Raw genomic sequence first — 23,785 nt, forward strand, 5'->3', positions numbered from 1 at the left:
TCGGACATCGTTATGGAACGCCGATGCCGGGGCCGGCTATTGGCGTGAACCAGCCCTACTCCGCTCCGATCGTCGTCACCGGGACCCAGCGGCCGCCCTTCACCTGATAGAGCGTCGAGGTCGGGTTCTTGAGGTCGCCGTTCGCGTCGAATGCGATCTTTCCGGTAATGCCGTCGTAGTGCGTGTTGCGCAGCGCGGGCAGGAAGTCGGCGGGTTGCGCGGAATTGGCCTGCTTCATCGCGTTGATCGCCACCCACGCGCAGTCGTACGCAAACGGTGCATAGGTCAGCATGTCGGAACCGAACCGGTTCTTGTATTTCTGGATGAACGCCTTGCCTTGCGGCAGCGAGTCGATCGGCCGCCCGTATTCCCACGCCATCGCGCCCTCCGCGGCCGGCCCCGCGTCGTTGATGAAGATGCGGTCGGCAACGCCGCCGCTGCCGACGAACTGGGTGCGCATGCCGAGTTGCCGCATCCGTTTCGTGATGAGGCCGCCTTGCACGTCGAGACCGCCGAAGTACAGCAGATCGGCCTGCGCGGCCTTCACGTTCGTGAGCTGCGCGTTGAACTCGACGGCCTTGTCGTTCGTGTATTCCGCCAGCTCGATCTTGCCGCCCGCCGCGGCGACGGCCTTCTTGAACTCCTCCACCGCGCCCTGGCCGAACGCGGTCCGGTCGTCCATCACCGCGATGCGCCGCGCCTTCGTGACGGTCACCGCGTACTTGCCGGCATTGCCGGAGTTCTGCGCGTCGGTCGCAATGATGCGAAAGACGGTCTTCAACCCCTGGCGTGTAATGGCCGGATTGGTCGCCGCCGGATCGATCAGCGGAATGCCGGCTTTCGCGAAAATCGGCGCGGACGGCAGCGCCACGCCGGAGTTGTAGTAGCCGACCACCGCGGCCACGCCGTCGTCGACGAGTTTTTGCGCGACCTGCACGCCGATGCGCGGGTCACCCTGGTCGTCGACCGCATCGAGCTCGAAACGGACCTCCTGGCCGCCCAGCTTGATGTGCTGCGCATTCGCCTCCTCGAGCGCGAGGCGAACGCCGTTCTCGATGTCCTTGCCGCTTGCCGCACTCTGCCCGGTGAGCGGACTCGATACGCCGATCTTGACGACCTGTTGCCCGTAGGCCGCGCCGCAGGCGACGGACAACGCGATGGCGCTCAGGCCGGTGGCGAGCGCCTTGTGCGAAAAATTGAGCATGGGTTCAGTCCTGCAGAGAGAGGGAAGGAGATCGATCGCCGTGACGGCGCGCCCGCACATCAGACCCTTATTAACAAGGTCACATCTCAGCCAATGAATCTGAACATTTGTTCAGTGATTGCATGGCTCGATGTACTATATAGCCCATCCGCCTGATATCAAAAATAAAAACGCACGATCTGCATGCGCGTAAACACCAGTAATCTGTCGTTTTCTGCCATCCATCCGCCGATTCGACGCGCACATATATGAACAGTTGTTCAATTCCACTGAAAAACGCACGCACCGATCGCCACCGGATCGGCATGAACACTTGTTCAGTCACGAGCATTCGGCGCTATCATCGTGCGAACCCTTCACTGCTCCGCCCGGGATGACGGCAAGCAGCATTCAATCGGGACGGCACGGAGCACGATCATGGAAGATGGCAGCCGCCGCGGAACCGTTTCCGACGGCCGCAAGGAAGAATCCGCGCAATACGAGGGCATGCGCCTCAAGCTGATCGATTCGACGCTCGAAGTCGTCGGGCAAGTCGGGCTGGAGAACCTGACGATCCGGAAAGTCAGCGAATACGCCCGTGTGTCGGTCGGCCTGGTGCACCACCACTTCGAGAACAAGAACAACCTGGTCTACAAGACGTTCGTGTACCTCATCCGGCGCGTGCGCGAACAACTCACCGCCGGCCGGCGCGGCATCGCCGACCCGGTCGAGCGCATGAAATTCACGGCGGACATGTGCTTCAGCGATGAAGTCCTGAGCCCCGGCGCGGCCAACGTCTGGCCGCACATGTGGAGTTCGTCCGCGCACGACGACGAAGTGAGGCGGCTATGCACCGCCTTTTCCCGGCGCCTGCGGTCGAACTTCATCCACGACCTGCGAAACGCCGGGTGCGACAGGACCATGGCCACGATCTGGGCCATTCAGGCGATGGCGCTGGTGCACGGGCTCTGGATCGAGCACCGTGTGGCAAGCACCATCACGATCGATGAAGTGATCGGGATATTCCACGGCATGATCGACGATGCGACCGGGCAGATGTGGCGGATGAACATGCGCGGCGCGCTCCGGCGACAGACGCCGGACGGCGCCGGAGCGCGCGGGAATCAATCGGCTTCGGGCAGGTAGACGTCTTCCGGCTTCAGCGACAGCGTCCGCGCGATATCGCGCGACACCTGACGTTCGTAAGCACGGCGAAGCAGATCGTAGAGGTCCGCGGGCAGATGGCCCAGCTCGTTCTCGCGGTATGAAAGGTAAAACGAACGACTGAGGCTTGCATACGGCCGGCCGTGCCGCGAGAACGCCGTGAGCGGCACGACGGTGATGTCCGGAACATAGTGACGCGATTGCCACACGCAAAGCGGTGTGGTGATCGCAAAGCCGAGCCCGGCGGCCACGAGGCTGAGCGCCGGATCCGTCGCATCGAATTCGCACGATCGCTCGATGTGCTCGGCATGCGCGGCGAGGTACGCATCCACATGCTGGCCGATGACCGAGCGCGCACTGTAGCGAATGAACTGAAGATGCTTGCCCAACTCGGTCAGCGTCGTCAGATGATCGATTTCGAAGCCTTTGGGCAACACGACGAAGTACGGCTCGGAAAACAGCTTCTGCTTGCGAATGCCCGTGGCCGGCGTGGTGCCGCTCGTCGTCACGGCCACGTCCAGCTGACGGGCTTCCAGTTGCGCATCGAGCGCCGGCGTGATGCCGGACCAGAGCCGGATCTGATGCGATGCGCCCGACAGCGCCTTGATGATGATCGGGCCGATCGTCGCGGCAAACGAATCCACGCATCCGAGCCGCACGACAACGCGCTTGGCCCGTGACACGTTGCGCACGCTCTCCACCATCTGGTCCGCGCTCTGCAGCAGCGCTGCGGCATGCTCGAACAGACGCTGGCCGGCTGCGGTCGGCCTCGCCGGCCGGGTCGCACGGTCGAGCAGCGTGGTATCGAGCAGCGTCTCCAGCGCCTTGATGCGCTGCGACACGCCGGCTTGCGAGATGTTCAGTCGATCGGCGGCATCGGAGATGGAACCCGCCTCCACGACCGCCAGCCAGCTGGCAAGGAGATCCCAGTCGGGATACCGTTCAGGTCCGCTTTCTTTCATGGTGGGGCATCAAAGTGACAGATGACTGTAGCACGGGATGGTGTCGCCCTGAAGCCCTTGCCGCGAATCGGACGCGCGATTCACGTGCTCAAGCACCATCGGCATTCGCCAACGTCGACAACGCGTCCAGCAGATGACCGAGCAGCCTGTCGAACTCGTCGGCGGTCGACTCGGCGACAGGTGCGGCCTCGCACGCCGCCCGCCACTTGCCGGCGATCTCCAGCTCGATGACGTGCATGCCTGCCGCAGGCATTCCATAGTGCTGTGCCGCGAAGGCATCGGCCAGTTTGCCGTTGACGACCCACGAACGTCCGCCGCGCTTGACCGACTTCGTCAGCGTGCTGACGAGGAGCCGGTCGCATGATGCCCCGCGGTTCGTTCCCACGTTGCAATCGGACGCGCCGGACGGGTGTTGAAACGGCGAAAGCCGCGAGCTTGCGTGCGGCACGACGAGCAGTACGTCGTCATGGATCTCGCGCAGTCGCTTCAATTCGCTTGCGAGTGCGTCGTGATAGGGCTGCCAGTACTGTCGTACGCGCCGCATCACTTCGACTTCCGACAGCTCGGCCATCCCGCCGTAAAGGCGTTCCCCCGATGGGGAATGGGGCCGGCACAGCGCGCTGCGGCCAAGTTCGGACGCAAGCGACTGACGGTCGGCGGCCATGTTGACGTCGATCACGCACGGATGCATGCGCGCGGCCACGCACGAAATCCCGCGCGCCGCGGCGGCTTCCTGCAGCCTTGCGCCGCCTGGATCCACCGGCGTCTCCTGGACGGCGCGCCACGCGCGCAGCGCCTGCAACGCCTCCGGAATCGCCGTCCCGACATGCGGCGCCGCGACCAGTATCGGCCCGTCGCCGCGATGGATCTGACCGCCGGCCTCATCGTACATAGCGTCGCCCTCGATTTCGTGTCCGCACGCATGTCACGCGGCGCGCACCGGTGACATCGCGTGTTCATGTTCGCGCGTCGGTCAACACTACGCGTCGCGACCGGCGGGCGCGATATCGTAAGCGCGCCTTTATCTATGCATAAGCGTCCGTTGGGAAGCGTCGATGCAATTTCGTCCACCCCAAGATCGATTCGCGACCGGAATGCGGGCTTGCGGATCGCGGCATCATCGAAGGCAGCTCGCAAGCACGACGTATGAGTACCCGCCGCCAGCCCGATCACGTGAAAGGGTGCGCGGCGGAGATTCAGATGGGTGTGCCGACCGCGGCAGACGCACCATTTCGGCTTCGATCGAAAGCCGTCTGCCGCTCGAAAACTACCGCGGAGACTTCTGCACATTTCTTGATGAGGCTTTAAATGAATCACTCTTTGAAGGCGTTGGCACTCGTCGTGATCGGCATGGCGGCGCTGCCTGCCACGGCCGCCGAACTCGTTTTCTCGTCATGGGGCGGCTCGTATCAGGACGCGCAAAACGCGACCGCGGTGCGTCCGTTCGCGTCGCAATCGGGAACGAACGTCAAGACCGATACGTACAACGGCGGGATTGCCCAGATCCGCAGCCAGGTCGAGACGAAGAACGTCACGTGGGACGTGGTCGACATGCAGCTCGCCGACGCCACGCGCGCGTGCGATGAAGGCCTGCTCGAGAAGATCAATCCCGCGTCCCTGCCGGCCGCCACGACCGGTGCCGCGGCCAAGTCCGACTTCATGCCGGGCGGCCTGTCGGACTGCCTGGTCGGCAACGTCGCATGGTCCACGGTGATCACGTACAACAAGAACGCGTTCAAGGGCGGCGAGCCGTCGAAGATCGCGGACTTCTTCGACCTGAAGCGGTTCCCCGGCAAGCGCGGGCTGCGCAAGTCGCCGGAAGCCGCGCTCGAGTGGGCACTGCTCGCCGACGGCGTCCCCGCCGCGGACGTCTACAAGACGCTCGCGACGCCCGACGGCCTGAAGCGCGCATTCAGGAAGCTCGATACGATCAAGTCGTCGATCGTCTGGTGGGAAACCGGCGCGCAGCCGCCGCAGTTGCTGGCCGACGGCGAGGTGACGATGACGAGCGCCTATAACAACCGGATCTACGTCGCCGCCACGCAGGACAGGAAGCCGTTCGGATTCCTGTGGGATGGCGAGGTCAAGAACATCGAAGGCTATGCGATCGTGAAGGGGTCGAAGAACCAGAAGGCCGCCCAGGACTTCATTCGTCATGCGACCTCGACCGAAGCCCTCGCGAAGCTGGCCTCGGCCACGGCGCTCGGGCCGCTGCGCCAGTCGTCGGTCAAGCTGGTCGATCCGAAGGTCGCGCCCTACCTGCCGACCGCGCCGCAGAACCAGAAGAACGCGATCGACACCAACGTCGCATTCTGGGCCGATCATTCCGACGACCTGAACCAGAAGTTCGCGGTCTGGCTCGGGCAGAAGTAAGCAAGCGACGCAACCGCGAGGCGGGGCGGGCCGTGCGCCGGATCGCGAACGGCCCTGCCCGCCCGGCCGTCCGGACGATCGTGCCGGTTCGATCTCGATGGCCGTCTATGCGTGACGCGGCATGCGACGCTCGGCAATCGGCGCATGGCCGAACTCCCGTCGATATGCCTTGCTGAAACTGCATGCGGACGGGAATCCACAACGGCTCGATACGTGCGCGATGAAATCGTTGCCGGCGCGCAAGAGCCCTTGCGCGTGCTTCAGGCGGACGCTCAGGTAGTATTTGCGCGGAGACGCGTTCAGATATTCCTTGAACACGCGCTGCATCTGGCGCGCCGACAGTCCGACGAGCCGCGCGATTTCGTCGAACGAAAGCGGCTCCTCGACGTTCGCCTCCATCAGCTTCACCGCCTCCACCAGTTCCGCACGTGCCGACTCGAGACGCGCACCGACCGGTATCGGCTGGTGCTCGCTCGCGCCGCGCAGCCTCGTCAGAATCAGGTGTTGCGACACGCGAACGACCAGATGCGGGCCAAGATGCGTCGACATCAGGTTGAGCATCATGTCCAGCGGCGCGGTGCCACCGGTACAGGTCATGCGGTCGCGATCGACGACAAACAGTTCGCGCGTGATCCGGACGTCCGGAAACTCGGCGCGCAGCCTGAACAAATCCGCCCAGTGCACGGTGCAACGGTAATCGTCGAGCAAACCCGCCGACATCAGCGCATACGCGCCGCTGCACAGCGAACCCAATGCGATCCCGCGGCTCGCGAGCGCGACGAGCGCCTGCCGCAGCCGCGCATCCACCGTTTCCCGGATGTGCGTGCCGCCGCATACGATCATCACGTCCGGCAGATCGCCGGATGGATCCAGCGCCTGCACGGGCCGGATCGCGATGCCGTTGCTGGCTTCGACGGGGACGCCGTCGACGGAGAAGACCGTCCAGCGATAGTGCTCGATACGGTCCACGTAATTGGCGATGCGCAGCGCTTCCAGCGCATTCGTGAACGCGATCATCGAATACGACGGAAGCATGAGAAACCCGAAATGGCGCGGTGTCGAATCCGGGGCGAGCGAGACGTCGTGCACGATTGCAACGCAAGGGAATGAACGGACCGGGATGAAGACGTCCCGAGACGGCTTCGTGGCGAAGCTGCCCGGGACACTGCCCGACCGAAGGCGGGAAAACCGGAACCGGAAGGTCCGGCGCGGACTACAGATCCAGCACGAGATCCGACGTCGGCCGGCTGCAGCACATCAGACGCAGGCCCTTGTCGATTTCCCGCTGACGAATGCCGCCGTTGTGCTGCATGTCGACGGACCCTTCGAGCACCGCGGTCTTGCACGTGCCGCAAATGCCCTGGCTGCACGAGGACGGCAACGCGACGCCGTTCTTGCGTGCGGCGGCGAGCACCGTCTCCGACGCATTCATCGCGAACGTCTTTCCCGACTTGGCCAGCCGGACCGTATAGGTGCCGTCCGCCCCTTGCTCCACGTTGCCGGATGCCTCGGCAACGTCCTCAAGCGGCGCCACCGTTTCGGCAAAGTTGAAGCTTTCCTGATGGTAGCGGGCCGGGTCGTGACCGCCCTGAACGAGGAGATCCCTGACGGCGTTCATATAGCCCGACGGGCCGCAGGTAAACACCTCGCGGTCGCGATAGTCCGGCACGGACTGGCGCAGGAGTTCGACGCTCAGCCTGCCGATCGGGCCGCTCCAGCCAGCCTCGGTCCCCAGCGCTTCGCACACGTGAACCACCTGGAGATGGTCCGCGTCTTCGCGCAGCCGGTTCAACTCGTCGCGAAAGATGATGTCGTCGGGCGTTCTCGCACTGTGAACGAACACGATATCGAGGTTCAGGCCGAGATCGATCGCCGCGCGCGTCATCGACATCAGCGGCGTCACGCCCGAGCCGGCGGACAGGTACAGCATCTTCACGGCCGGCGCGCAGGCCGGCGTGAAGATGCCGGACGGACCGAACGCAGCCAGTTCGACCCCAGGCCGCATGGTGTCGTGCAACCAGTTCGACATGATCCCGCCGGGCGTGCGCTTGACCGTGATCGTCAACGTGTACGGCCGCGTCGGCGGCGACGAGATCGTGTAGCAGCGGCTGACCGGCGCGCCGCCGATGTCGGCCGATACGGTGATGAACTGGCCGGGCTCGAAGCTGAAGGCCTGGCCGTCTTTCGCACGGAACACGAACGTCCGGACGTCGTGCGTTTCGGCACGCACCCTGCAGCACACCAGCGTCTTGCGTTCGCCGCTGGACCATTGCTGCTCCGCGCGCTCCCAGGTGCCGGGGTCCGAGAAACGATCCCGTGCTTCCGCAGCCGATCCGGGCACGCAAAAATTCTCTCTGACAGTCATGGCGAAACTCAGATTCCGTGAGCCTTCAGGCGTGCGTCGTACCAGCGTGCGAACTGATCGAGCGCGGCTTCCGTGTAGGTCGAGTACGGGCCGGGAACATAGGCGGGGTCCTGCGTGCCGCTATGCGTGATCGCAACCAGATCCGCATCCTGACGCGTCGTGGCATCCCACACTTCCGTCAGCGTCTTCAGGTCGTAGTCGACACCTTCGATCGCATCCGCGTGCACCAGCCACACGGTACGCACCACCGTCTTGTCCGGCGCGATCGGCAGGATGGTTGCGACCACCGCGTGATCGCTCATCACGTGGGTCCACGAATGATGGGTCCACATATGCACGTCTCCCAGATCGCGACGCGCCAGACCGCCGAGCAGCTTCGTGCACGCCACCTTCGTATCCATCGTCTGCGATTCGCAGGCACCGGCAATGACGAGCCGCTGCGAACGGAAGTTCGTGTCGACGCGCTCGTCGAGCGACTCGAACGCCTCGCAGATATAGCCTGCCCCTTCCCACTCTTCCTTGCGGGCGGCATTGTGCGCAAGGTATTCGTCGTACTCGCGCAGCGATTCCTCGCTCTGCCCGTCCGGGCAGAAGCCGAAGTCGTGCGCAAGGAACGACTGCGTGAGCTCGGGATGCGTGCCGCCGCAGTGGTAGCACTCGCGATTGTTCTCTATCACGAGTTTCCAGTTGCCGTTCTCGACGATCGTCATCTCGTGCGCGATCTTCGTGCGCTGCATGTCGTGCGGCGCGAAGCGCGGCGCCATCACCGTCTCGAGCGTCGAGAAATCCTCCGGCGCCTCGTCGGCGAGGCAAACGAACACATGCGCGCCGACCACCTTGACGTGCACCGGGATCAGGCTCCGGCATGTCGTGTCGAATTCCTTGCCCATGTGGGTCGCATGTTTCAGGCTGCCGTCCAGGTCGTACGTCCACTGGTGGTACGGACACACCACCATGCCGACGGTCGCCTTTGCACCGCCCTTCATCAGGCGTGCGCCGCGATGCCGGCAGACGTTGCGGTACGCGCGGATGTTCTCGTCGTCATCGCGCACGATCAGGATCGACGACTTGCCGATATCCACCGCGTAGACGTCGCCGGGCTCCGGAACGTCGGCCGTCACGGCAACGAAGATCCACAGCTTCTCGAAGAAGACTTCGACGTCCGTCTCGAACACGTCCTGACGGCCAAACAGCTCGGCCGGCATCCCGTGTCCGGGCTTGCGGCTGTCGAGCAACTCGCGGTGGGTCTTGAGCGGGATCGCGGACATGTACTCCTCCAATGGGTTGATTTTCGCAATGCTTGTATTGCGCTTTGGCGGAAGTATTGGAGTGGCAATTTGTAGCGTCAACGCGCCTTATTTTCTGCTTCGCATTACTTTAAGTTATGCGACCTTTGCCCCGTCCTGATTTACCCTGATTCGACTGTCCCGCAAGGCATCCGGCGTCTTCCGGCGACCGCGACGCACCGGCTTGACCCCTGCAATTTGTCAGCACAGGATGTCGCGCCGGCGCGTCGGTCGATGCTGCGCGGCCACGGGATTTCCGCTGGCCGTGCTCCGTCCGGCCGCGAGCCTGCCCCCCCGCATGACACCAACCTGATGAACATGACAAAACGAACCAAAGGGTATCGACGCATCGTCCCGTCGTTGACGGCGCTGGTCGAGTTCGAGGCGGTCGCGCGCCTGGCGAGCTTCACGCTTGCCGCGACCGAACTGGGTGTGACGCAGGCGGCCGTGAGCCGGCAAGTACGGTTCCTCGAGGAAACGCTGAATGTCCGGCTCTTTCATCGCCTGCATCGCTCGATCGCGCTGACGAGCGAGGGCGAAATGCTGTACCTGACGGTGGCCGAATCCATGCAGAAGATCGCCGGTGTATTCGATCGCCTGTCGACCGGCGCCGAGCAGCAGGAACTCGTCCTCGCGTCGACCGCGCCGTTCGCGCAATTCCGGCTGCTGCCGCGGCTTCCCAAGCTCAAGCAACTGAATCCCCCGTTGCAGCTGCGGCTGACCACCCAGATGTTCACGGCCGACCTCCGGCATGTCGAAGTCGATGTTGCGGTGCGCTATGGCGACGGCCGGTGGGCGGACGGCACGTCGATCCTGCTGTTCGACGAGGAAGTGTTTCCGGTCTGCTCGCCGCGCTTCCTCGAGGAAAACGGCATGCCGGAATCGCTCCAGGCGCTTGCCGCGCTGCCGCTCGTCGAATCCGATTCGACCTACGAGGGATGGATGGGCTGGGACGCATGGTTCCACTCGGTGGGCCACCGCCCGAGCCGGTTGAACTACGTGCTGCGCTGCAGCCTCTACACCGACGCCGTCCAGGCGGCGCGATACGGGCAAGGGGTCGCACTCGGCTGGAGCCGGATGGTGCATGACCTGCTGGCGACCGGCGAGCTGGTCCGTCTGTCGGTCGCGTCCTGCAAGATGAGCGACGCCTATTTCGTCGTCGTGCCTCACGGCCGCTCGATCACACCCGCGGTCAACCAGTTGATCGACTGGTTGCGCGAGGATCTCCCGGTTCGCTGAACGGCGCCGTTCGACCTTCCACACCCTTCGTCGATCGACCGGCATCGCGTCCGTGACGCCGGTCGACTTCGTCCCGCGTGCGCGCATTCACCGCGTCGCATTGCCGTCGTTGCCTGCGGTTTCGCTCCCATAACCTGATGTAATGCGACGCGGAAAATATAGTCCGTTGACCGGCCTTGTCGTTCTTTCGATACTGGCCTGAAAATGCGCGCCGGCGCCAGGCCGGTGCTGCGCCGCGATCAATAACCATCTGCTTCAGAAAGGAGATACCCATGCCGGTCGTTCGCGTCAGTTGGCTCGCGGGCAAGGAAGCGTCCGCCAAGAAGGCCGTCGCGGCCGACATCACGGAGAGCCTGCTGCGCCATGCCGGGATCGAACCCAGGCACACCTTCGTCATCTTCGAGGACGTTCCTGCCAGCGACTGGGCAATCGCGGGCGAGCTTTGCGCCGAACAATCGCGCCCCGCATAACGAGAAGCGCACCCGCGTCGATCGCCAACCCGCCGGACCGGAACCATCTTGATACGAACCTATTGCGCCTTCGTCCTCCTCGGCGTGTTCTGGGGGTCCAATTTCGTCTACATGAAATGGGCAGGGGCTTTCATCAGCCCGGGCCAGATATCGCTGCTGCGCGTCGTGTTCGGTTTCGCGCCGTTGGCCGCGCTCGCGTGGCATCAGCGCGCGGTCCGGCTCGGCCAGATACGTTACCTGCATCATTTCGCCGTGATGGCCGCGCTGGCCGCGGCGTTTCCCTACTTCGCGATGGCACAGGGGACGACGCTGCTCCCGTCCGGCATTGCCGGCGTGCTGGGCGGATCGTCGACCCTCTTCACGTCGTTGGCATCGGGCCTGTTCCTGCGCAACGAGAAGATGAACCGCCGGACGCAATACGGTGTCGCGCTGGGCATGGCAGGCATCGTGCTGATCGCGCGGCCGTGGGCGGGCATGGGCAATGGCGACGCCATCAGCCTGGCGGGCATCGCATGGATGATGGCCGGGTCGGCCCTCTTCGGATTTTCGTACATCTACGCCCGGCGCTTCCTGTCGCCGACCGGCCTCGCGCCGCTGGCCATCGTGACCTGGCAGATGGGCGTCGCGTTGCTGATACTTGTCGCACTGACCGACGTCCACGGCATCGGGCGGATCTTCGAGGACAGCCGTGCGACGGCCGGGATCGTGATCGGACTCGGGCTGCTCGGCACCGGCTCGGCATTTATTCTGTATTACTACCTGCTGCAGAAACTCGGCGCCGTGGCGGCTGCCGGCGCCGTGTACATCACGCCCGTGGTGGCGCTGCTCATCGGGTGGAGCACCGGTGAAGCAGCAGGACTGGCGGAGATCATGGCCGCCGTCCTCATTCTTGGCAGCATCGCCATGCTCGAATCAGGTCGCCAGTACCGCACGCGGCAGCAGTCGCGATTCATCCAGGGTGCTGCGCCCGTCGAGTGACGTCGATGCAGCATTGCAGCGCAACCGGATCGACGACTGACTACGACTGCCCGCGCGTTCTGCCGCCCCGCGAGCCGGGGCGGCCTCCGGCTCAGCCGGCCGATCCGAGCGAACGAACCCGGTTCATGACGTCGTCCGGCACGTCGATCTCGCGCACCTTGATGTGACTGCCCGGAATCCGCACGCCGGCTTGCGCCAGCCTTGCGATCTGCGCGGCCAGGCGCGCTTCGAAATCGCCGGCGAACACATCGGCCTTCACGGCCACGACGAAAAGCCCGACGCCCGGCGTCTCGCTCCCTCGCGCGTAAGGCGGCGCGTCCATCGACCAGTTGGCGCCGGTTACGCCCGCGGCCAGGATCTCCATCATCATCGCGATGTTGGCGCCGCGTGCGCCGCCGAACGGCAACAGCAGGCCGCTGATCGCCGCACGCGCGTCCGTGGTCGGCAGGCCTTGCCCGTCCACCGCCCATCCGTCGGGAATCGCCTCGCCCGTTTCCGCGGCCTTGCGCACGTTGACGAATGCGGTCGCGCTCGATGCCTGGTCGATCACGAACGGCCGCTCGTTCGCAACCGGCGCGGCGAACGACACCGGATTGGTTCCGAACACGGCCTTGCCGCTCTCCAGCGTGGTCATCTGCGCCGTCGCATTGCAGGTGCCGAGTGCGACCAGGCCCGACTCCGCCAGTCGGCGCGTGTAGTAGCCGAGCTCGCCGACGGTGAAGCTGTTCGACACGGCGAGCGTGACAACGCCGTACGTCTTCGCCCGGTCGACGAGTTCGTCGAACACGCGGTCATAGGCCAGTTGCGCAATCCCGCCGCGTGCATCGACCCGTACCGCCGCCAGGGCCGGAAAACTCACTTCCGGCTCGGCACTCGCGGCAATCCTGCCTTTCGCGAAACCATCCAGGTAATCCGGAAGGTGGGCAAAGCCCACCGCCTTGCTGCCGGCCAGTTCAGCCGATATCACGGCCTCGGCGAGCGAATGCGCGATCGCATCGTTCGCACCCACCGCCTTGATTGCGTCGAACGCTACCTGCCGCGCTGCTTCACGCTCGTATTTCATCGTCTATCCCCCCAAATGCAATGGACGACCCGAGCCGTTTCGAGGTGCCCGGGTCGCCCGCATGCCTGCCTGTCCTGTCGATCGATGGCCTGCCAGGCCGCCCTGTGTCATGCCCAGATGTCGCCCATCGTAAAGCCGTTGACGAACGGATCGTCGGGATCGAGCACATAGGTGTTGTAGCCGTAGATCCACGAGCGGCCGGAGATCGTCGGCACGACAGCCTGGATATCGCCGACGCTGGCCCGCTCGACGAGGTTGCCCGTGAACACGGTTCCCAGCACGCCTTCGTGCCGGAATGGCTGGTTCAGGTCCAGCTGGCCCTTGGCATGAAGGGTGGCCATCTTCGCAGACGTGCCCGTTCCGCACGGGCACCGGTCGATGGCGCCAGTCCACGTCGCCGGATTGTCGAAGTCGATTGCCCCGCTGGCCACCGTGACGGCGTTCTTCCAGTCCGCGTTCGGATTTTCCGTCGGACCTGACAGTTGCGCGATCGTGATGCCGTATCCCGGATAATGCGGATGCGCGACGGGCAGCTGCTCCTGCGCTGCCTTCAGGATCAGCGCGGAGACCCGGGTGATTTCCCGACCGTGCTCGGGCTTCAGCTCGAGGCCCTTGAACTGGCGAACGTCGGCGATCACGTAGAACATGCCGCCCCAGCCCACGTCCACGGTGACCTTGCCGAGATGCGGCACGTCGATGACTTTCTCGATGTGGGCGGCAAACGCCGGCACGTTCTTGAAAGTGACCGACGTGACCTTGCCGTTGCTGCACTCGGCCCGGATGCCGATCAGTCCCGCCGGCGCTTCGAGCTGGAACTCGGTCACGGGCTCCTGCATCGGGATCATCCCGGTTTCCAGCAGCACGGTTGCAACCGAAATGGTGTTGCCGCCGCTCATCACCGGATATTCGACCTGCTCCATGATGATGTACCCCGCCGCCGCATCCGGATGCTTTGCCGGCACCACCAGGTTGCAGCAGAGCGGAGGATAGCCGCGCGGCTCCCGCAGCATCAGCATGCGGATCTGGTCGTCGTTCTGCTCGAGCCACTTCATCTGCTCGTAGACCGTGTTGCCCGGGATATGGGGAACGCCACCGGTGATCACGCGCATCGGCTCACCGGAGTGAGTCTCGACGGCATGGAAAGTGCGCTTGAAGGTCATGATCTTCCTGATTGCCTACGTTCTTTACCGACTATGATCGTGCTCGGCGTTGCGCGAACGTCTCCGTGCACCGCGCAACGTCGCCCCTGCGACCGGACGGCCCTGACCGTCCTGGTCATGGTCGTCGGTCCGATGAGGCAACTTACTCCGGTCGAGTGACCGACCGATCTGATTTAGCCCGGGTTGTGCTGATCATAAGCGGCGCTTAGGCAACCGGTGGAAGTGCTCCGACGGTCGCGAACACACGGTGTCGTTACCTCGATCCAGTCGATCGAGGAAGTCGCGTCCGCGCGGCGGAACGACGGAATACCCGGCACCATCCAGGAATCATCCGTCGCCAGCAGTGGCGAGGGTTAACGATATGCGCCGCCATTCCCCGCTGGCGGCGCATACGTATTCAAGACTTATCGAACGTGCGTATCGTTTCTTCCGATTCCGGCGTTCGACGCGATCGATCCATGGATGCATCAAAATCGATGCGAGTAGGCGAGACGGAAGAAGTCATAGCCGACTTTCAGGTTCGTGCCGGTGCTCGGTCCTGTTCCGATCATCGTTCTCGGTATCGTATGCTCGAGACCAAACGATACGTCGTTCTTCGAATCGACGTGATAAGTGGCACCCAAGGTCACGGCCTGCTCGGAAACCGCGGGGCTAAAGAACGCAGCGAGCGTATGGTCGGTGTCGACGTGCGAATTCGCATGGCTGTAGCCTGCCATGAGCACCCATTTGGATCCCAACGCGTAAGAAACGCCAACACGATAGACGTTCTGGTTGCGCCATCCGAACGTCGCCGGATCGGCCAAGGCCGCCACGGTGCTCCAGTTGATATGCAACCAGTCGAAGGCAACCTTGAAGCGATCGAACGGTTCGAACGCGATACCGACGCCATACCGTTCCGGCCCGTCAATATGCCCGCCATACTTGAGAAGAACGTCGTCCGCGTATCCGGACAAGCGCCCGTAGCGCATTTTTGTATAGTAGCTCGCGCCAACCGACAGCCTGGAAACGGGTTTCCATAAGACGCCGAGCGCGCCACCGATACCGTATGCCGTTGCAGTTCCGTGGCTCGGCACCGGCTGGAGGGCCCCGGAGGCCCCGGGCACCACGAATCCGCTGACCCGGAATTGCTCGAAACCACCGATCACCGATGCACCTACTGCAAGCGTGGGCGTGATCTTGTAGGTTATGGTAGACGCGACGTTGAGTTGAAGCAGATACGATTTGGCATCGAGAACGCCAGGTAGCGGCAATGTCGGCCGACCATATTCGGTTTTCTCTCCCGCACCATACATCGACACCCCGAGCGTCAGCTTTGGCGTAACTTCATAGTTGACACCCAATTCCGGCATTGGCGTGTTGACGTGGGTCGACTGCGTGTTTCCGGTAAAACCATAAGTTGCATCGGAATAGCCATGGAAGAACGCCATATCGACGTCAAAGCGTGTTCCCACGTATGCCATTCCCGCCGGATTGTTCGCCCCACCCAGCGCATCCTGCGGCAACCCGATTGACGCGCCGCCCATGCTGGCGGCCGAAAATCCGTACCCTGTCATCAAATTCCCGTTCGTCGCCTGAGCGGACGCGGAAAATAACGCCAATACGCCGGCGAACACGGCGCACCTTGTCACTCCACCAAATCTCTCCTTCTCCACAACGTCTCCTTTGTATTTAGCTCATAATTGTATTTTTAGTATTTATAAAAACATCCAAACCTGATTCATGAGCAGATAGAAATCTCCTTATTGATTCGCTCGCCGAGCGGCACGATTATTCTCAAGCTGGAAGAGAAAGGCCGGCGCCATGAAATTCCGGCCGAGGGTGCCGTCAATGCTTCTGATTGGCGAGTCGATACCGGAATGCATACGGCGCGACTCTGCCAATGCCTCCCGCACCGCAAACCGGAACGTCGCGACGCAGAAGCAACAACAGAAGGCCTCAACCGGCCGCCGCACTCCGCACGCGGTCAGCTTCAGAAACGAACGAATCCGCGAAGAAGACCTGCTCCGGCAATCCGCACGCTTCGACAAAATCGCGCCGCGCGGCATCAACCATGACGGGTGCGCCGCATGCATATACCTGCGCGTCCGCGAGCATGACCTTGCAATCGTCCATCACCGCGTGATGGACCAACCCGACGCGTCCCTGCCAGCCGCACGCCGTCGTCGGATCGGACAACACCGGCACAAACGTCAGGCCCTCATGCTGGCCGGCCAGATCGTTCAGCTCATCGAGCAGATAGAGGTCCGCGCGGGTCCGGCCGCCCCAGTAAACCGTAATCGGCCGCGTGCGATGAATCTCCTTGCGCAATGCGTAGCGAAGCATGGCGAGGATTGGCGCCATCCCTGTTCCGCTCGCCAGCATCACGATCGGCTTCGTACTGTCTTCACGCAGATGGAACGTACCTAGCGGACCTTCGAAACGCAGCAGGTCGCGCATTTTCATCGACGTGAAGACATGGTCGGTGAAGCTGCCGCCCGACACGTGCCGCAAGTGCAGCTCGATTTCCACGACGCCTTCGATACCCGGATCGGTCGCAATCGAGTAGCTTCGGCGCCTTCCATCGGCCGTCAGAATGTCCACGTACTGCCCGGCGAGAAAGCGCATCTTCTCGTTCATCGGCAAACGCAGGCGCAGCCCCATGACGTCGGGCGCCAGGCGGGACATACCGATGACCCGGCACGGAACGACACGCGGTCGAATGCCGGTCATGTCGTCCAGCTCGTCGACCTCGACTTCGCAATCGGTTTCCGGGGACGCCTGGCACAGCAACGCGTAGCCCTGCTCTCGCTCCGGCATGCTGAGGTATCCGATCGCGGTTTCGCCGTGACTTATCGTTCCTTTACGAACACGTGCGCGGCACCCTCGGCAGATGCCTGTCTTGCAGCTGTAGGGCAGACTTCGCCCTGCCTTGATGCCGGCACCGAGAATGCTTTCGCCCGGCGCGACGTCGAAGGTGTGTCCGCTCGGGACCAGCGTAATCGTTCTGGTAGTCGCTTCCATGATTTGTCTCGCTCCGCGTCCAGCCTGGCCTATGCCGTCAGCGTCATGGACGAGTCGTAACGGTCGCCGAAATCGAACATGTCTTCATGCTGGAATCCGCCGGCGTAGTACTGCACTTCCCACCAGTTGTTGTCCCTGTCCTGAAGATAGAACGAATACACACCGTGCTGTTCGACGGGGTTCGTGGTGTTCTGGATACCGTACGTTTCCTTGAGTCGTTGTGCCGCTTCATGCGCCGCATCAACTTCCTCGCGCGAACTCACATCGATGCCCCAGTGCGTGAGAAAACTCATCGAGTGAACCTCGCTGCCGACTTCCACGCATACGATGTGGAACTTGAACCCGCACCTCAACGCCATCGACACCGGCGAGTGTTGAACGACCTCGAGGCCGAGAAATTCCTCGTAGAACTTTCGGGACGTCGCGAGCTCGCGGCATTCGAGCGTACCGTGCGACATCACGTAAGGCTTGATGACCGAGGTTTCCGTCTTCGGATCCGCATGCGCGTCCGGGACGATTTCCCTGATATAGCTCATGACTTCCTCCTCGCCTCGACGGTCAAGCGATGCTGGTTTCGAGCACGCCCAGCCCGTCGATTTCGACTCGAACGCGATCCCCCGCCGCGAGAAATTCCCGTGTAGCGGCACCCACGCCGGCCGGCGTGCCAGTCAGGATCACGTCGCCCGGATTCAGCGTGACGGCCTTCGACAGGTGCGCGATCTGCTCGGCGAGCGAGAAGATCATCTGACTCGTGTTCGAATCCTGTTTGCGTACGCCGTTGACGCTCAGGCGAATGCCGATCGATTGAGGATCGTCGACCTGGTCCGCGGGAACGATCCACGGCCCCATCGGACAGGCGCCCTCGAAAGCCTTGTGCGACGTCCAGTCGTAATGGAACGGCGTGCCGCCCGGCATCTGCGGACGACGCATCAGATCACGCGCGGACAGATCGTTGGCGATCGTGTAACCGGCCACGTACTGCAATGCATCCTCCGCCGACACGTTACGCGCCGGCTTGCCGATCACCACAGCCAGTTCGGCCTCCCAGTCCACCGTAGCCGCATGCTCCGGGTGCTTCGTTCGTGCGTGCGGGCCGACCACGCAACTCCGCGACGGTTTGATGAAGAACCACGGCGCACCGAAATAGGCGCGCAAATCGTCGGGCATCGGATGGTTGAGCGCCTTGCTCATTTCCTCCACGTGGTCGCGATAGTTGGCGCCGGCGCAATAGATCGTGCCCGGCTGCGGCAGCGGTGCCCAGAGTCGCACGTTCGGAAGCGGCACCGCGTCTGCGTGCGGCACTTCCGTGCCCGACGCATACGCCGACAGTTTCCGGCTATGGTCCGACCAGCTTTCGAGCAACGCCTGCACCGACAGGCCTGCGCCGCTGGCGGCTTCGCCGGCGAGAATGGATTCGGCGTCGAACACCGATTCGTCGATGACGATCCCGGCTCGAGCGGACAGCGAATCCGTGGAATATGTGACCACCTTGTAATTAGATTGCACGGCTACTCCGTTGAAGTACGTTTGACGCTTCCCGATTCCGATACATCGCCGTCGGCCCGTTGTTCATCAGAGCCGCTTCCGCCGGCATCGCGGAAACGCTGAATGCGTCGTCATTGCAAGCGAAATGATCGATATATCGTTATACGAACCATCATCATCGATACGTCTCCGGACAGCTGGTCCGTTCCGTATCAATGTAACGACTCGATCTGATTCAAGTATGGATCGCTGTCGAATGCTTGAGTAGCGAGTCAATCTGTACTTCTGTCGTCCGCACACGGAGGGAATCGCGGCCACGGTACGGCGGGAATTTTTCGACCGCACGCTTTCGCTTTCGACGAAGGCCGGCTCCTCTACGTGTGATTCCCGATGGAGAGGATGGCTGAGACACCGTTATAATTTTGAATTATCTGTCCCTATGTGAGTGCGATGGGCATCGATCTCAACAACGTTTCCCTCTTCGTCCATTCTGTTCGCGCGGGCAGTTTCGCGGAAGCCGGACGCCGCCTGGAAATTCCTCCCAACACCGTCAGCCGACGCGTTCAGCATCTCGAAGAAGAACTTGGCACGCGCCTGCTTCAACGTTCGACGCGCAAGCTCAGCCTCACCACTGCGGGGCGGCAGTTTTACGAGAGTTGCTCATCCAGCATCGACGATATCGACCGCGCCCGCCTCGAGGTGTCGGACTCCGTCCTCGAACCACGCGGCACGGTGCGCGTGACCGCGCCGGCGGATTTCTTCGATTACTTCAAGATCGAACACGTCGCCGATTTCCTCGCACTCTATCCGCAGGTGCATCTGGATTTCCTGTTGACCGACGAGCGCGTCGACATCATCGCGGATTCCATCGACCTGGCGTTTCGCGTTGGGCCCATGCAGGATTCGAGCCTCGTTGCGCAGCGACTCGGCAATACCTATCAGTATCTCGTTGCCAGCCCGGCGTACCTGAGCAGAACCAGCACCCCGCGGACCCTCGAAGAGCTGGCCGAACACGAATGCATCGGTGCGCCGACGCTGGATTCGCAAATGCGCTGGCGCCTCGAAGGTCCGAACGGCCCGTGCGAGGTGACGGTCAAGGGCCGCTTTCATTCCAGCACGGCACGCAGTCAATTGCATGCCGCGCGGCTGGGGCTGGGCATCGCGCTGTTACCGTTCGCCGCCATCTCCGAAGACCTGGCGGCCGGGAAACTGATTCGCGTGTTGCCTGAATACCGGCACGACCAGGGCGGCGCCTGGGTCGTCTATTCGAGTCGTCGCCATCTGTCGGTCGCGGTCAAGGCGTTGACGAAGTTTGCGGCGACCAAATTGACGTCGACGCTGTCGGAATGATCGGCCAGATCAGCCGGCGGCATGCTCCGGCGTATGCGGCGGCCGCCGGCTCTCGTCGAGGCCCAGCCAACGCTGCGCGTTGCGCCCGCGCAGCAGCGACACCCATTCGGGGTGAAGGTCCAGATCGGCAACCCGCGCGACGGCATCCTTGTCCATGATCGCGAACGGGTAATCCGATCCGATCATGACCTGGGTCGGCCCCATTGCTCGAATGACGGATGCGATCGCATCCGCGCCGTACAACAAATCGTCGTAATACATCGTGCGCGCGGCGTCGCGCGGAGCTATCTCGATCGCATCCCGCAAAGGCGCGCTCGTCTCCCACGCATGCTGCAGGCGGTGCAGCAGGATCGGCAACGAGCCGCCGCCATGGCTGAACGCGATGCGCAGGCGCGGAAGTCGCGCCAAGGTCCCGCCGGTGATCATCGACGCCGCGGCGAGGCCGATTTCCCCCGGGAACGCGAGCACCTGCTCCAGTGCCGCCGGACCGACAAGGCGCTCGAGGCCTACCGGCCGCAACGGATGGACGAAGATGGCGGCGCCCCATCGTTCGGCTGCCTCGAAGAAAGGCCGCAAGCGCGCGTCGCCGATGGGCACGCCGTTGACGTTGCCGCCGATCTCGACGCCGCTCAGCCCGAGTTCATGCATCGCGAAATCGAGTTCGACGATCGCGCGATCGACATCCTGCAAGGGCACCGCACCGAGCCCGACGAGCCGATTCGGTGCAGCCGCAACCATCGTCGCCGTCGTTTCGTTCAGATAGCGCGCCATCGCGGCGCCGTCGGACGGACTCATCCAGTACGCGAGCAGCTCGGGCATCGGCGACAGGACCTGACGCTCGATGCCGGCGGTGTCCATGTCCGAGACACGCTGCTGCACATCCCATGCATGATGCGAAACAGTTCGATATACCTTCCCCGACACCATCACGTGCCGATGGCAGGGTTGTGCGGCCGCCATCGATGGCCACGGTACGTCAGGTACACCGCCGAGATACCGCGGAAAATCATGCGGAACGATATGCGTATGCACGTCGATGCACCCGCAATTTCCGTGCGTTTCCGGCGCCCCGGACAGCAACGCCGGATCGGCGCGATGAGGCGTATACATGTGTCGCGATTCCTTTTCAGAACCTTTCGGACGAGTCGATGGCTACAGGTCGAGTACGAGGCGTGGACTGCGGGCACGGGAGCAGCACAGCAGCATCCTGTCGTTCGACGCTTTTTCGGCATCGCAAAGGAACGCATCGCGGTGATCGGGTATGCCCTCGAGTACATTCGTCAGGCACGTTCCGCAAACGCCCTGCTGACACATCACGTCGACCCGCACGCCATTTCGCGCCAGCACATCGACGATGGACTCACCTTCAGGGACTTCCAGTTCCGTGCCGCTGCGCGCAAGCCTGACCGTAAAACGCGCCTGCGGCGCATCGGCCAGCGACGGATCTGCCTGGAAATGCTCCAGGTGCACCGCGTCGGCCGGATAGCATTGCGCCGCCTTCTGCGAGACGAGGTCCATGAACGGGCGCGGTCCGCACGTATAGATGTGACGGCCGGCGGGGCGCCATGCCAGCCGCGCCTCGAGGTAAGCGGCCAACTCGGCAGATTCCACGCCGTAATGAATCGTCACGTGTGCAGCGAAATCCGGACCGGCCAGCACATCGGCAAATGCCGTATGCGCCGGTGAGCGGGTGAAATACTCGAGGTGAAACCAGCGGTTCGCCGCATGCAGGTGTCGCGCCATGCTCAGCAGAGGCGTCACGCCGATTCCGGCGCCGAACAGCAAATTTTCCTGTGCGTCCGCCGCCAGCGGAAAGTGGTTGCGCGGTCCGGTCACGCCGACCAGATCGCCGACATGCAACCGGTCATGCATCGCGCTCGAGCCGCCGCGCGACTGCGCTTCCCGCTTGACCGCGATCGTATAGGAACCGGTCTGTTCCGGGCCGTTGCAGATTGAATACTGCCGCACCAGCCCGGGCTCCAGATGAACATCGATGTGCGCGCCGGCCGTAAATTCGGGCAATGGACTGCCGGTATCATCCACCAGTTCGAAACTGCGGATTTCCGGCGTCTCGTCGGTGATGCGATTGACGCGTAACATAAGCAACGGCTGATGCATGAGAACCTCGATGTATCCTTGAAGATTCGATCGCCTCGCTGCCGGCCGCGGCCTCGCTCTGGGTCACGCCACCGGCAGCAAGGGACGCGCCGCCTTACTGCGGCGACGACTGGATGACGGCAGCGTCCATCTCGCCGACCGCACCCATTCGCGGGTCGGGCAAGGAGCCCCACATGTCGACCGACTCCGGTTTCGGCGGCAATACGCGCGCGGCACGCGCACCGTCGTCGGCGAACTCCTCCATCCCGAAGCTGTACTCGAGCGTCAATGCATCGGGATCGAGAAAATACAGGAACACGCTTTGCGAAGCCGGGTGCCGCCCGGGACCGTACACGACAGGAACCTGGCTGCGGTCGCAGCGGTTCATCGCGCACCCCACGTCGTCGATCGACTCCACCATGAAATTGAGGTGATGGAAATGGGCGTGCTCGGAGGCACCGATACCCAGCCCGTGGTGATATGGACTGCCGGCCGGACGCATGAAGCTCGCCATCTCGCCAATGCTGTCCGAGTCGAGAAAATCGAGCACCTCCCGGAAGAACGCTTGCGCTGCCGCACGATGCGGCGTGCTGAAGACAACGTGGCCCAGGCGCAGGATGCGGGTGTGCGAAACCTCGAACGCGAACGCGTCCGACGCGGGCCCGCGCACGTAGAATTCGAGCGTTGCCCGGGTATTCGGTTCGACGATACGGGTCGCGCGCGCGATTCCCCGATCGCCGCATTCGGCATCGTCGACGATCTCGTACGGCACATCGTGGTCACGGAGCTTCCGGTGCAGCGTGTCGAACTGCGACTCGTCCTCGAGCATCCAGCCCGCGCGGCGAAAGCCGGCCGGCGATTTTTCATGCAGCACCACCGAATAGGGCTCGTCGTCGCAGCGGAACAGTTCGGCGCCGTCGCTGCGCGTGCCGACCCACTGCAACCCTACGATGCGCTCGTAAAACTCGCGCGCACGCGCGAGGCTGCTGACATTCAGCTCGACATAACCGAGCTTTCGGTAACGAATCATGATGGCGTTCGTCCAGTTGGTTCGCCGGCGCGGCGTGTGCGCCGTTTGCTCAAAGAATGAAGCTCAGTTTGCCGTGCGGACGCAGGCTCTCGAGATCGAGCACCGCACGTCGCTCGCGCAACAGCAACCCCTCCGGTCCGCGCACGACGATATGCCGGTATTGGCCGACATAGACATCGGTCTGCTCGAACTGGAAACGCCACACGGCAAAGTTCGCGGCAACGGTCGCCTGATTGCCGTCGGATTCCAGGATCCGGACGTTGGTAATCAGGCGGCGCGTTCTCGACCGTGGATTCTCGGCCCACACCGAACGCCCCATCAGTTGACCGACGCGCGAGCGCAGCGTGTCGTTGTTGTCGGCGACGAGGAACAGCGTGTCCCTGTGATCGGCTTGCGGTACGTCGAGCGGCGGCACCAGATAGCGCGCATCGTCGGTCAGGAGCTTGAGCCATGCATCCAGCTTCCAGTCGTCGAGCAGCGCGGCCTCCTCGAACAGGAACCGCTCGACCTCGTTGACGGTGATCGGTGCGTCCTGGCCGTTCGTCGCCGATGTCGGATCATTTGCTTTTTCGAGCATCAC

22 protein-coding genes are annotated in these 23,785 nt (G+C 63.2%); 6 read left to right on the forward strand and 16 right to left on the reverse strand.

The genetic code is table 11. The features are described 5' to 3' along the window. Positions 1-55: 55 nt before the first annotated feature. Complete coding sequence (locus DIE22_RS24715; RefSeq protein WP_124606286.1) at positions 56-1,204, reverse strand: branched-chain amino acid ABC transporter substrate-binding protein; 1,149 nt, start codon at positions 1,202-1,204, stop codon at positions 56-58. A 417-nt stretch (positions 1,205-1,621) separates the two neighbouring features. On the opposite strand from DIE22_RS24715, the gene DIE22_RS24720 reads away from it, so the two are divergent. Further along, complete coding sequence (locus DIE22_RS24720; RefSeq protein ID WP_124499087.1) at positions 1,622-2,329, forward strand: TetR family transcriptional regulator C-terminal domain-containing protein; 708 nt, start codon at positions 1,622-1,624, stop codon at positions 2,327-2,329. Here DIE22_RS24720 and DIE22_RS24725 read toward each other — a convergent pair. Both DIE22_RS24725 and DIE22_RS24730 read right to left on the reverse strand, forming a co-directional pair. After that, a complete protein-coding gene (locus DIE22_RS24725; RefSeq protein ID WP_124606287.1) occupies positions 2,308-3,309 on the reverse strand; it encodes a LysR family transcriptional regulator in 1,002 nt (333 codons plus the stop codon). The genes DIE22_RS24720 and DIE22_RS24725 overlap by 22 nt on opposite strands. Before the next feature lie 88 nt (positions 3,310-3,397). Beyond that, on the reverse strand, positions 3,398-4,201 hold the full coding sequence (locus DIE22_RS24730; protein WP_124606288.1) for an N-formylglutamate amidohydrolase: 804 nt from the start codon (positions 4,199-4,201) through the stop codon (positions 3,398-3,400). A gap of 416 nt (positions 4,202-4,617) precedes the next feature. Between DIE22_RS24730 and DIE22_RS24735 the strand changes: the two genes are divergently transcribed. Continuing rightward, complete coding sequence (locus DIE22_RS24735; RefSeq protein WP_124499090.1) at positions 4,618-5,682, forward strand: polyamine ABC transporter substrate-binding protein; 1,065 nt, start codon at positions 4,618-4,620, stop codon at positions 5,680-5,682. 105 nt (positions 5,683-5,787) lie between these two features. Here DIE22_RS24735 and DIE22_RS24740 read toward each other — a convergent pair whose 3' ends face one another. The 3 genes from DIE22_RS24740 to DIE22_RS24750 all read right to left on the reverse strand — a co-directional run bounded on the left by DIE22_RS24740 (position 5,788) and on the right by DIE22_RS24750 (position 9,315). Further along, complete coding sequence (locus DIE22_RS24740) at positions 5,788-6,717, reverse strand: GlxA family transcriptional regulator (protein ID WP_124499091.1); 930 nt, start codon at positions 6,715-6,717, stop codon at positions 5,788-5,790. 178 nt (positions 6,718-6,895) lie between these two features. Beyond that, positions 6,896-8,047, reverse strand: a complete 1,152-nt coding sequence (locus DIE22_RS24745; protein WP_124606289.1) for a hybrid-cluster NAD(P)-dependent oxidoreductase — start codon at positions 8,045-8,047, stop codon at positions 6,896-6,898. An 8-nt stretch (positions 8,048-8,055) separates the two neighbouring features. Continuing rightward, a complete protein-coding gene (locus DIE22_RS24750) occupies positions 8,056-9,315 on the reverse strand; it encodes an SRPBCC family protein (RefSeq protein WP_124606290.1) in 1,260 nt (419 codons plus the stop codon). 336 nt (positions 9,316-9,651) lie between these two features. Here DIE22_RS24750 and DIE22_RS24755 point away from each other — a divergent pair, with 336 nt between their 5' ends. From DIE22_RS24755 to DIE22_RS24765, 3 genes are all read left to right on the forward strand, one after another. After that, positions 9,652-10,572: a LysR substrate-binding domain-containing protein gene (locus tag DIE22_RS24755; RefSeq protein ID WP_124499094.1), complete on the forward strand. Its 921-nt coding sequence runs from the start codon at positions 9,652-9,654 to the stop codon at positions 10,570-10,572. A 272-nt stretch (positions 10,573-10,844) separates the two neighbouring features. Next, positions 10,845-11,042 carry a tautomerase family protein gene (locus DIE22_RS24760; protein WP_124499095.1) on the forward strand — a complete coding sequence of 66 codons (198 nt, stop codon included), beginning with the start codon at positions 10,845-10,847 and terminating at the stop codon, positions 11,040-11,042. A 48-nt stretch (positions 11,043-11,090) separates the two neighbouring features. Further along, the gene (locus DIE22_RS24765; protein ID WP_124606291.1) at positions 11,091-12,020 is read left to right on the forward strand and encodes a DMT family transporter; all 930 of its coding nucleotides are present in this window, start codon (positions 11,091-11,093) and stop codon (positions 12,018-12,020) included. A gap of 91 nt (positions 12,021-12,111) precedes the next feature. Here DIE22_RS24765 and DIE22_RS24770 read toward each other — a convergent pair whose 3' ends face one another. The 6 genes from DIE22_RS24770 to DIE22_RS24795 all read right to left on the reverse strand — a co-directional run bounded on the left by DIE22_RS24770 (position 12,112) and on the right by DIE22_RS24795 (position 18,749). Beyond that, positions 12,112-13,083: an Ldh family oxidoreductase gene (locus tag DIE22_RS24770; RefSeq protein ID WP_124606292.1), complete on the reverse strand. Its 972-nt coding sequence runs from the start codon at positions 13,081-13,083 to the stop codon at positions 12,112-12,114. 107 nt (positions 13,084-13,190) lie between these two features. Then, the gene (locus tag DIE22_RS24775) at positions 13,191-14,243 is read right to left on the reverse strand and encodes a proline racemase family protein (protein ID WP_124499098.1); all 1,053 of its coding nucleotides are present in this window, start codon (positions 14,241-14,243) and stop codon (positions 13,191-13,193) included. Between the two features lie 467 nt (positions 14,244-14,710). Further along, positions 14,711-15,895 carry an OmpP1/FadL family transporter gene (locus DIE22_RS24780; RefSeq protein ID WP_124499099.1) on the reverse strand — a complete coding sequence of 395 codons (1,185 nt, stop codon included), beginning with the start codon at positions 15,893-15,895 and terminating at the stop codon, positions 14,711-14,713. A 283-nt stretch (positions 15,896-16,178) separates the two neighbouring features. Continuing rightward, on the reverse strand, positions 16,179-17,243 hold the full coding sequence (locus DIE22_RS24785; RefSeq protein ID WP_124606293.1) for a CDP-6-deoxy-delta-3,4-glucoseen reductase: 1,065 nt from the start codon (positions 17,241-17,243) through the stop codon (positions 16,179-16,181). 29 nt (positions 17,244-17,272) lie between these two features. Further along, complete coding sequence (locus DIE22_RS24790; RefSeq protein WP_260426756.1) at positions 17,273-17,779, reverse strand: VOC family protein; 507 nt, start codon at positions 17,777-17,779, stop codon at positions 17,273-17,275. A 22-nt stretch (positions 17,780-17,801) separates the two neighbouring features. Continuing rightward, on the reverse strand, positions 17,802-18,749 hold the full coding sequence (locus DIE22_RS24795) for a fumarylacetoacetate hydrolase family protein (RefSeq protein WP_124499101.1): 948 nt from the start codon (positions 18,747-18,749) through the stop codon (positions 17,802-17,804). A gap of 429 nt (positions 18,750-19,178) precedes the next feature. Between DIE22_RS24795 and DIE22_RS24800 the strand changes: the two genes are divergently transcribed. Then, positions 19,179-20,078 carry a LysR family transcriptional regulator gene (locus DIE22_RS24800; RefSeq protein ID WP_124606294.1) on the forward strand — a complete coding sequence of 300 codons (900 nt, stop codon included), beginning with the start codon at positions 19,179-19,181 and terminating at the stop codon, positions 20,076-20,078. A 9-nt stretch (positions 20,079-20,087) separates the two neighbouring features. On the opposite strand, the gene DIE22_RS24805 is transcribed toward DIE22_RS24800, so the two are convergent. The 4 genes from DIE22_RS24805 to DIE22_RS24820 form a co-directional block, all read right to left on the reverse strand. Continuing rightward, entirely contained in the window at positions 20,088-21,188 is a 1,101-nt protein-coding gene (locus DIE22_RS24805) for an amidohydrolase family protein (RefSeq protein ID WP_124606295.1), read from the reverse strand. Positions 21,189-21,230: 42 nt separating this feature from the next. After that, positions 21,231-22,196, reverse strand: coding sequence for a PDR/VanB family oxidoreductase (locus tag DIE22_RS24810; protein ID WP_124606296.1), 966 nt, complete (start codon positions 22,194-22,196; stop codon positions 21,231-21,233). A 94-nt stretch (positions 22,197-22,290) separates the two neighbouring features. Further along, on the reverse strand, positions 22,291-23,205 hold the full coding sequence (locus tag DIE22_RS24815; protein ID WP_124606297.1) for a VOC family protein: 915 nt from the start codon (positions 23,203-23,205) through the stop codon (positions 22,291-22,293). 49 nt (positions 23,206-23,254) lie between these two features. Continuing rightward, positions 23,255-23,782 (reverse strand): aromatic-ring-hydroxylating dioxygenase subunit beta, encoded by a 528-nt coding sequence (locus DIE22_RS24820; RefSeq protein WP_124499106.1) that lies wholly within the window; start codon positions 23,780-23,782, stop codon positions 23,255-23,257. Between the last annotated feature and the right edge of the window lie 3 nt (positions 23,783-23,785).

This window comes from Burkholderia sp. Bp9142 (assembly GCF_003853415.1).
Classification (GTDB): Bacteria; Pseudomonadota; Gammaproteobacteria; order Burkholderiales; family Burkholderiaceae; genus Burkholderia.

Coding starts and splice junctions, on each gene's coding strand:
- DIE22_RS24715 (WP_124606286.1), bottom strand. CDS start 1,204: ATGCTCAATTTTTCGCACAAGGCGCTCGCCACCGGCCTGAGCGCCATC.
- DIE22_RS24720 (WP_124499087.1), top strand. CDS start 1,622: ATGGAAGATGGCAGCCGCCGCGGAACCGTTTCCGACGGCCGCAAGGAA.
- DIE22_RS24725 (WP_124606287.1), bottom strand. CDS start 3,309: ATGAAAGAAAGCGGACCTGAACGGTATCCCGACTGGGATCTCCTTGCC.
- DIE22_RS24730 (WP_124606288.1), bottom strand. CDS start 4,201: ATGTACGATGAGGCCGGCGGTCAGATCCATCGCGGCGACGGGCCGATA.
- DIE22_RS24735 (WP_124499090.1), top strand. CDS start 4,618: ATGAATCACTCTTTGAAGGCGTTGGCACTCGTCGTGATCGGCATGGCG.
- DIE22_RS24740 (WP_124499091.1), bottom strand. CDS start 6,717: ATGCTTCCGTCGTATTCGATGATCGCGTTCACGAATGCGCTGGAAGCG.
- DIE22_RS24745 (WP_124606289.1), bottom strand. CDS start 8,047: ATGACTGTCAGAGAGAATTTTTGCGTGCCCGGATCGGCTGCGGAAGCA.
- DIE22_RS24750 (WP_124606290.1), bottom strand. CDS start 9,315: ATGTCCGCGATCCCGCTCAAGACCCACCGCGAGTTGCTCGACAGCCGC.
- DIE22_RS24755 (WP_124499094.1), top strand. CDS start 9,652: ATGACAAAACGAACCAAAGGGTATCGACGCATCGTCCCGTCGTTGACG.
- DIE22_RS24760 (WP_124499095.1), top strand. CDS start 10,845: ATGCCGGTCGTTCGCGTCAGTTGGCTCGCGGGCAAGGAAGCGTCCGCC.
- DIE22_RS24770 (WP_124606292.1), bottom strand. CDS start 13,083: ATGAAATACGAGCGTGAAGCAGCGCGGCAGGTAGCGTTCGACGCAATC.
- DIE22_RS24775 (WP_124499098.1), bottom strand. CDS start 14,243: ATGACCTTCAAGCGCACTTTCCATGCCGTCGAGACTCACTCCGGTGAG.
- DIE22_RS24785 (WP_124606293.1), bottom strand. CDS start 17,243: ATGGAAGCGACTACCAGAACGATTACGCTGGTCCCGAGCGGACACACC.
- DIE22_RS24790 (WP_260426756.1), bottom strand. CDS start 17,779: ATGAGCTATATCAGGGAAATCGTCCCGGACGCGCATGCGGATCCGAAG.
- DIE22_RS24800 (WP_124606294.1), top strand. CDS start 19,179: ATGGGCATCGATCTCAACAACGTTTCCCTCTTCGTCCATTCTGTTCGC.
- DIE22_RS24805 (WP_124606295.1), bottom strand. CDS start 21,188: ATGTATACGCCTCATCGCGCCGATCCGGCGTTGCTGTCCGGGGCGCCG.
- DIE22_RS24810 (WP_124606296.1), bottom strand. CDS start 22,196: ATGCATCAGCCGTTGCTTATGTTACGCGTCAATCGCATCACCGACGAG.
- DIE22_RS24815 (WP_124606297.1), bottom strand. CDS start 23,205: ATGATTCGTTACCGAAAGCTCGGTTATGTCGAGCTGAATGTCAGCAGC.
- DIE22_RS24820 (WP_124499106.1), bottom strand. CDS start 23,782: ATGCTCGAAAAAGCAAATGATCCGACATCGGCGACGAACGGCCAGGAC.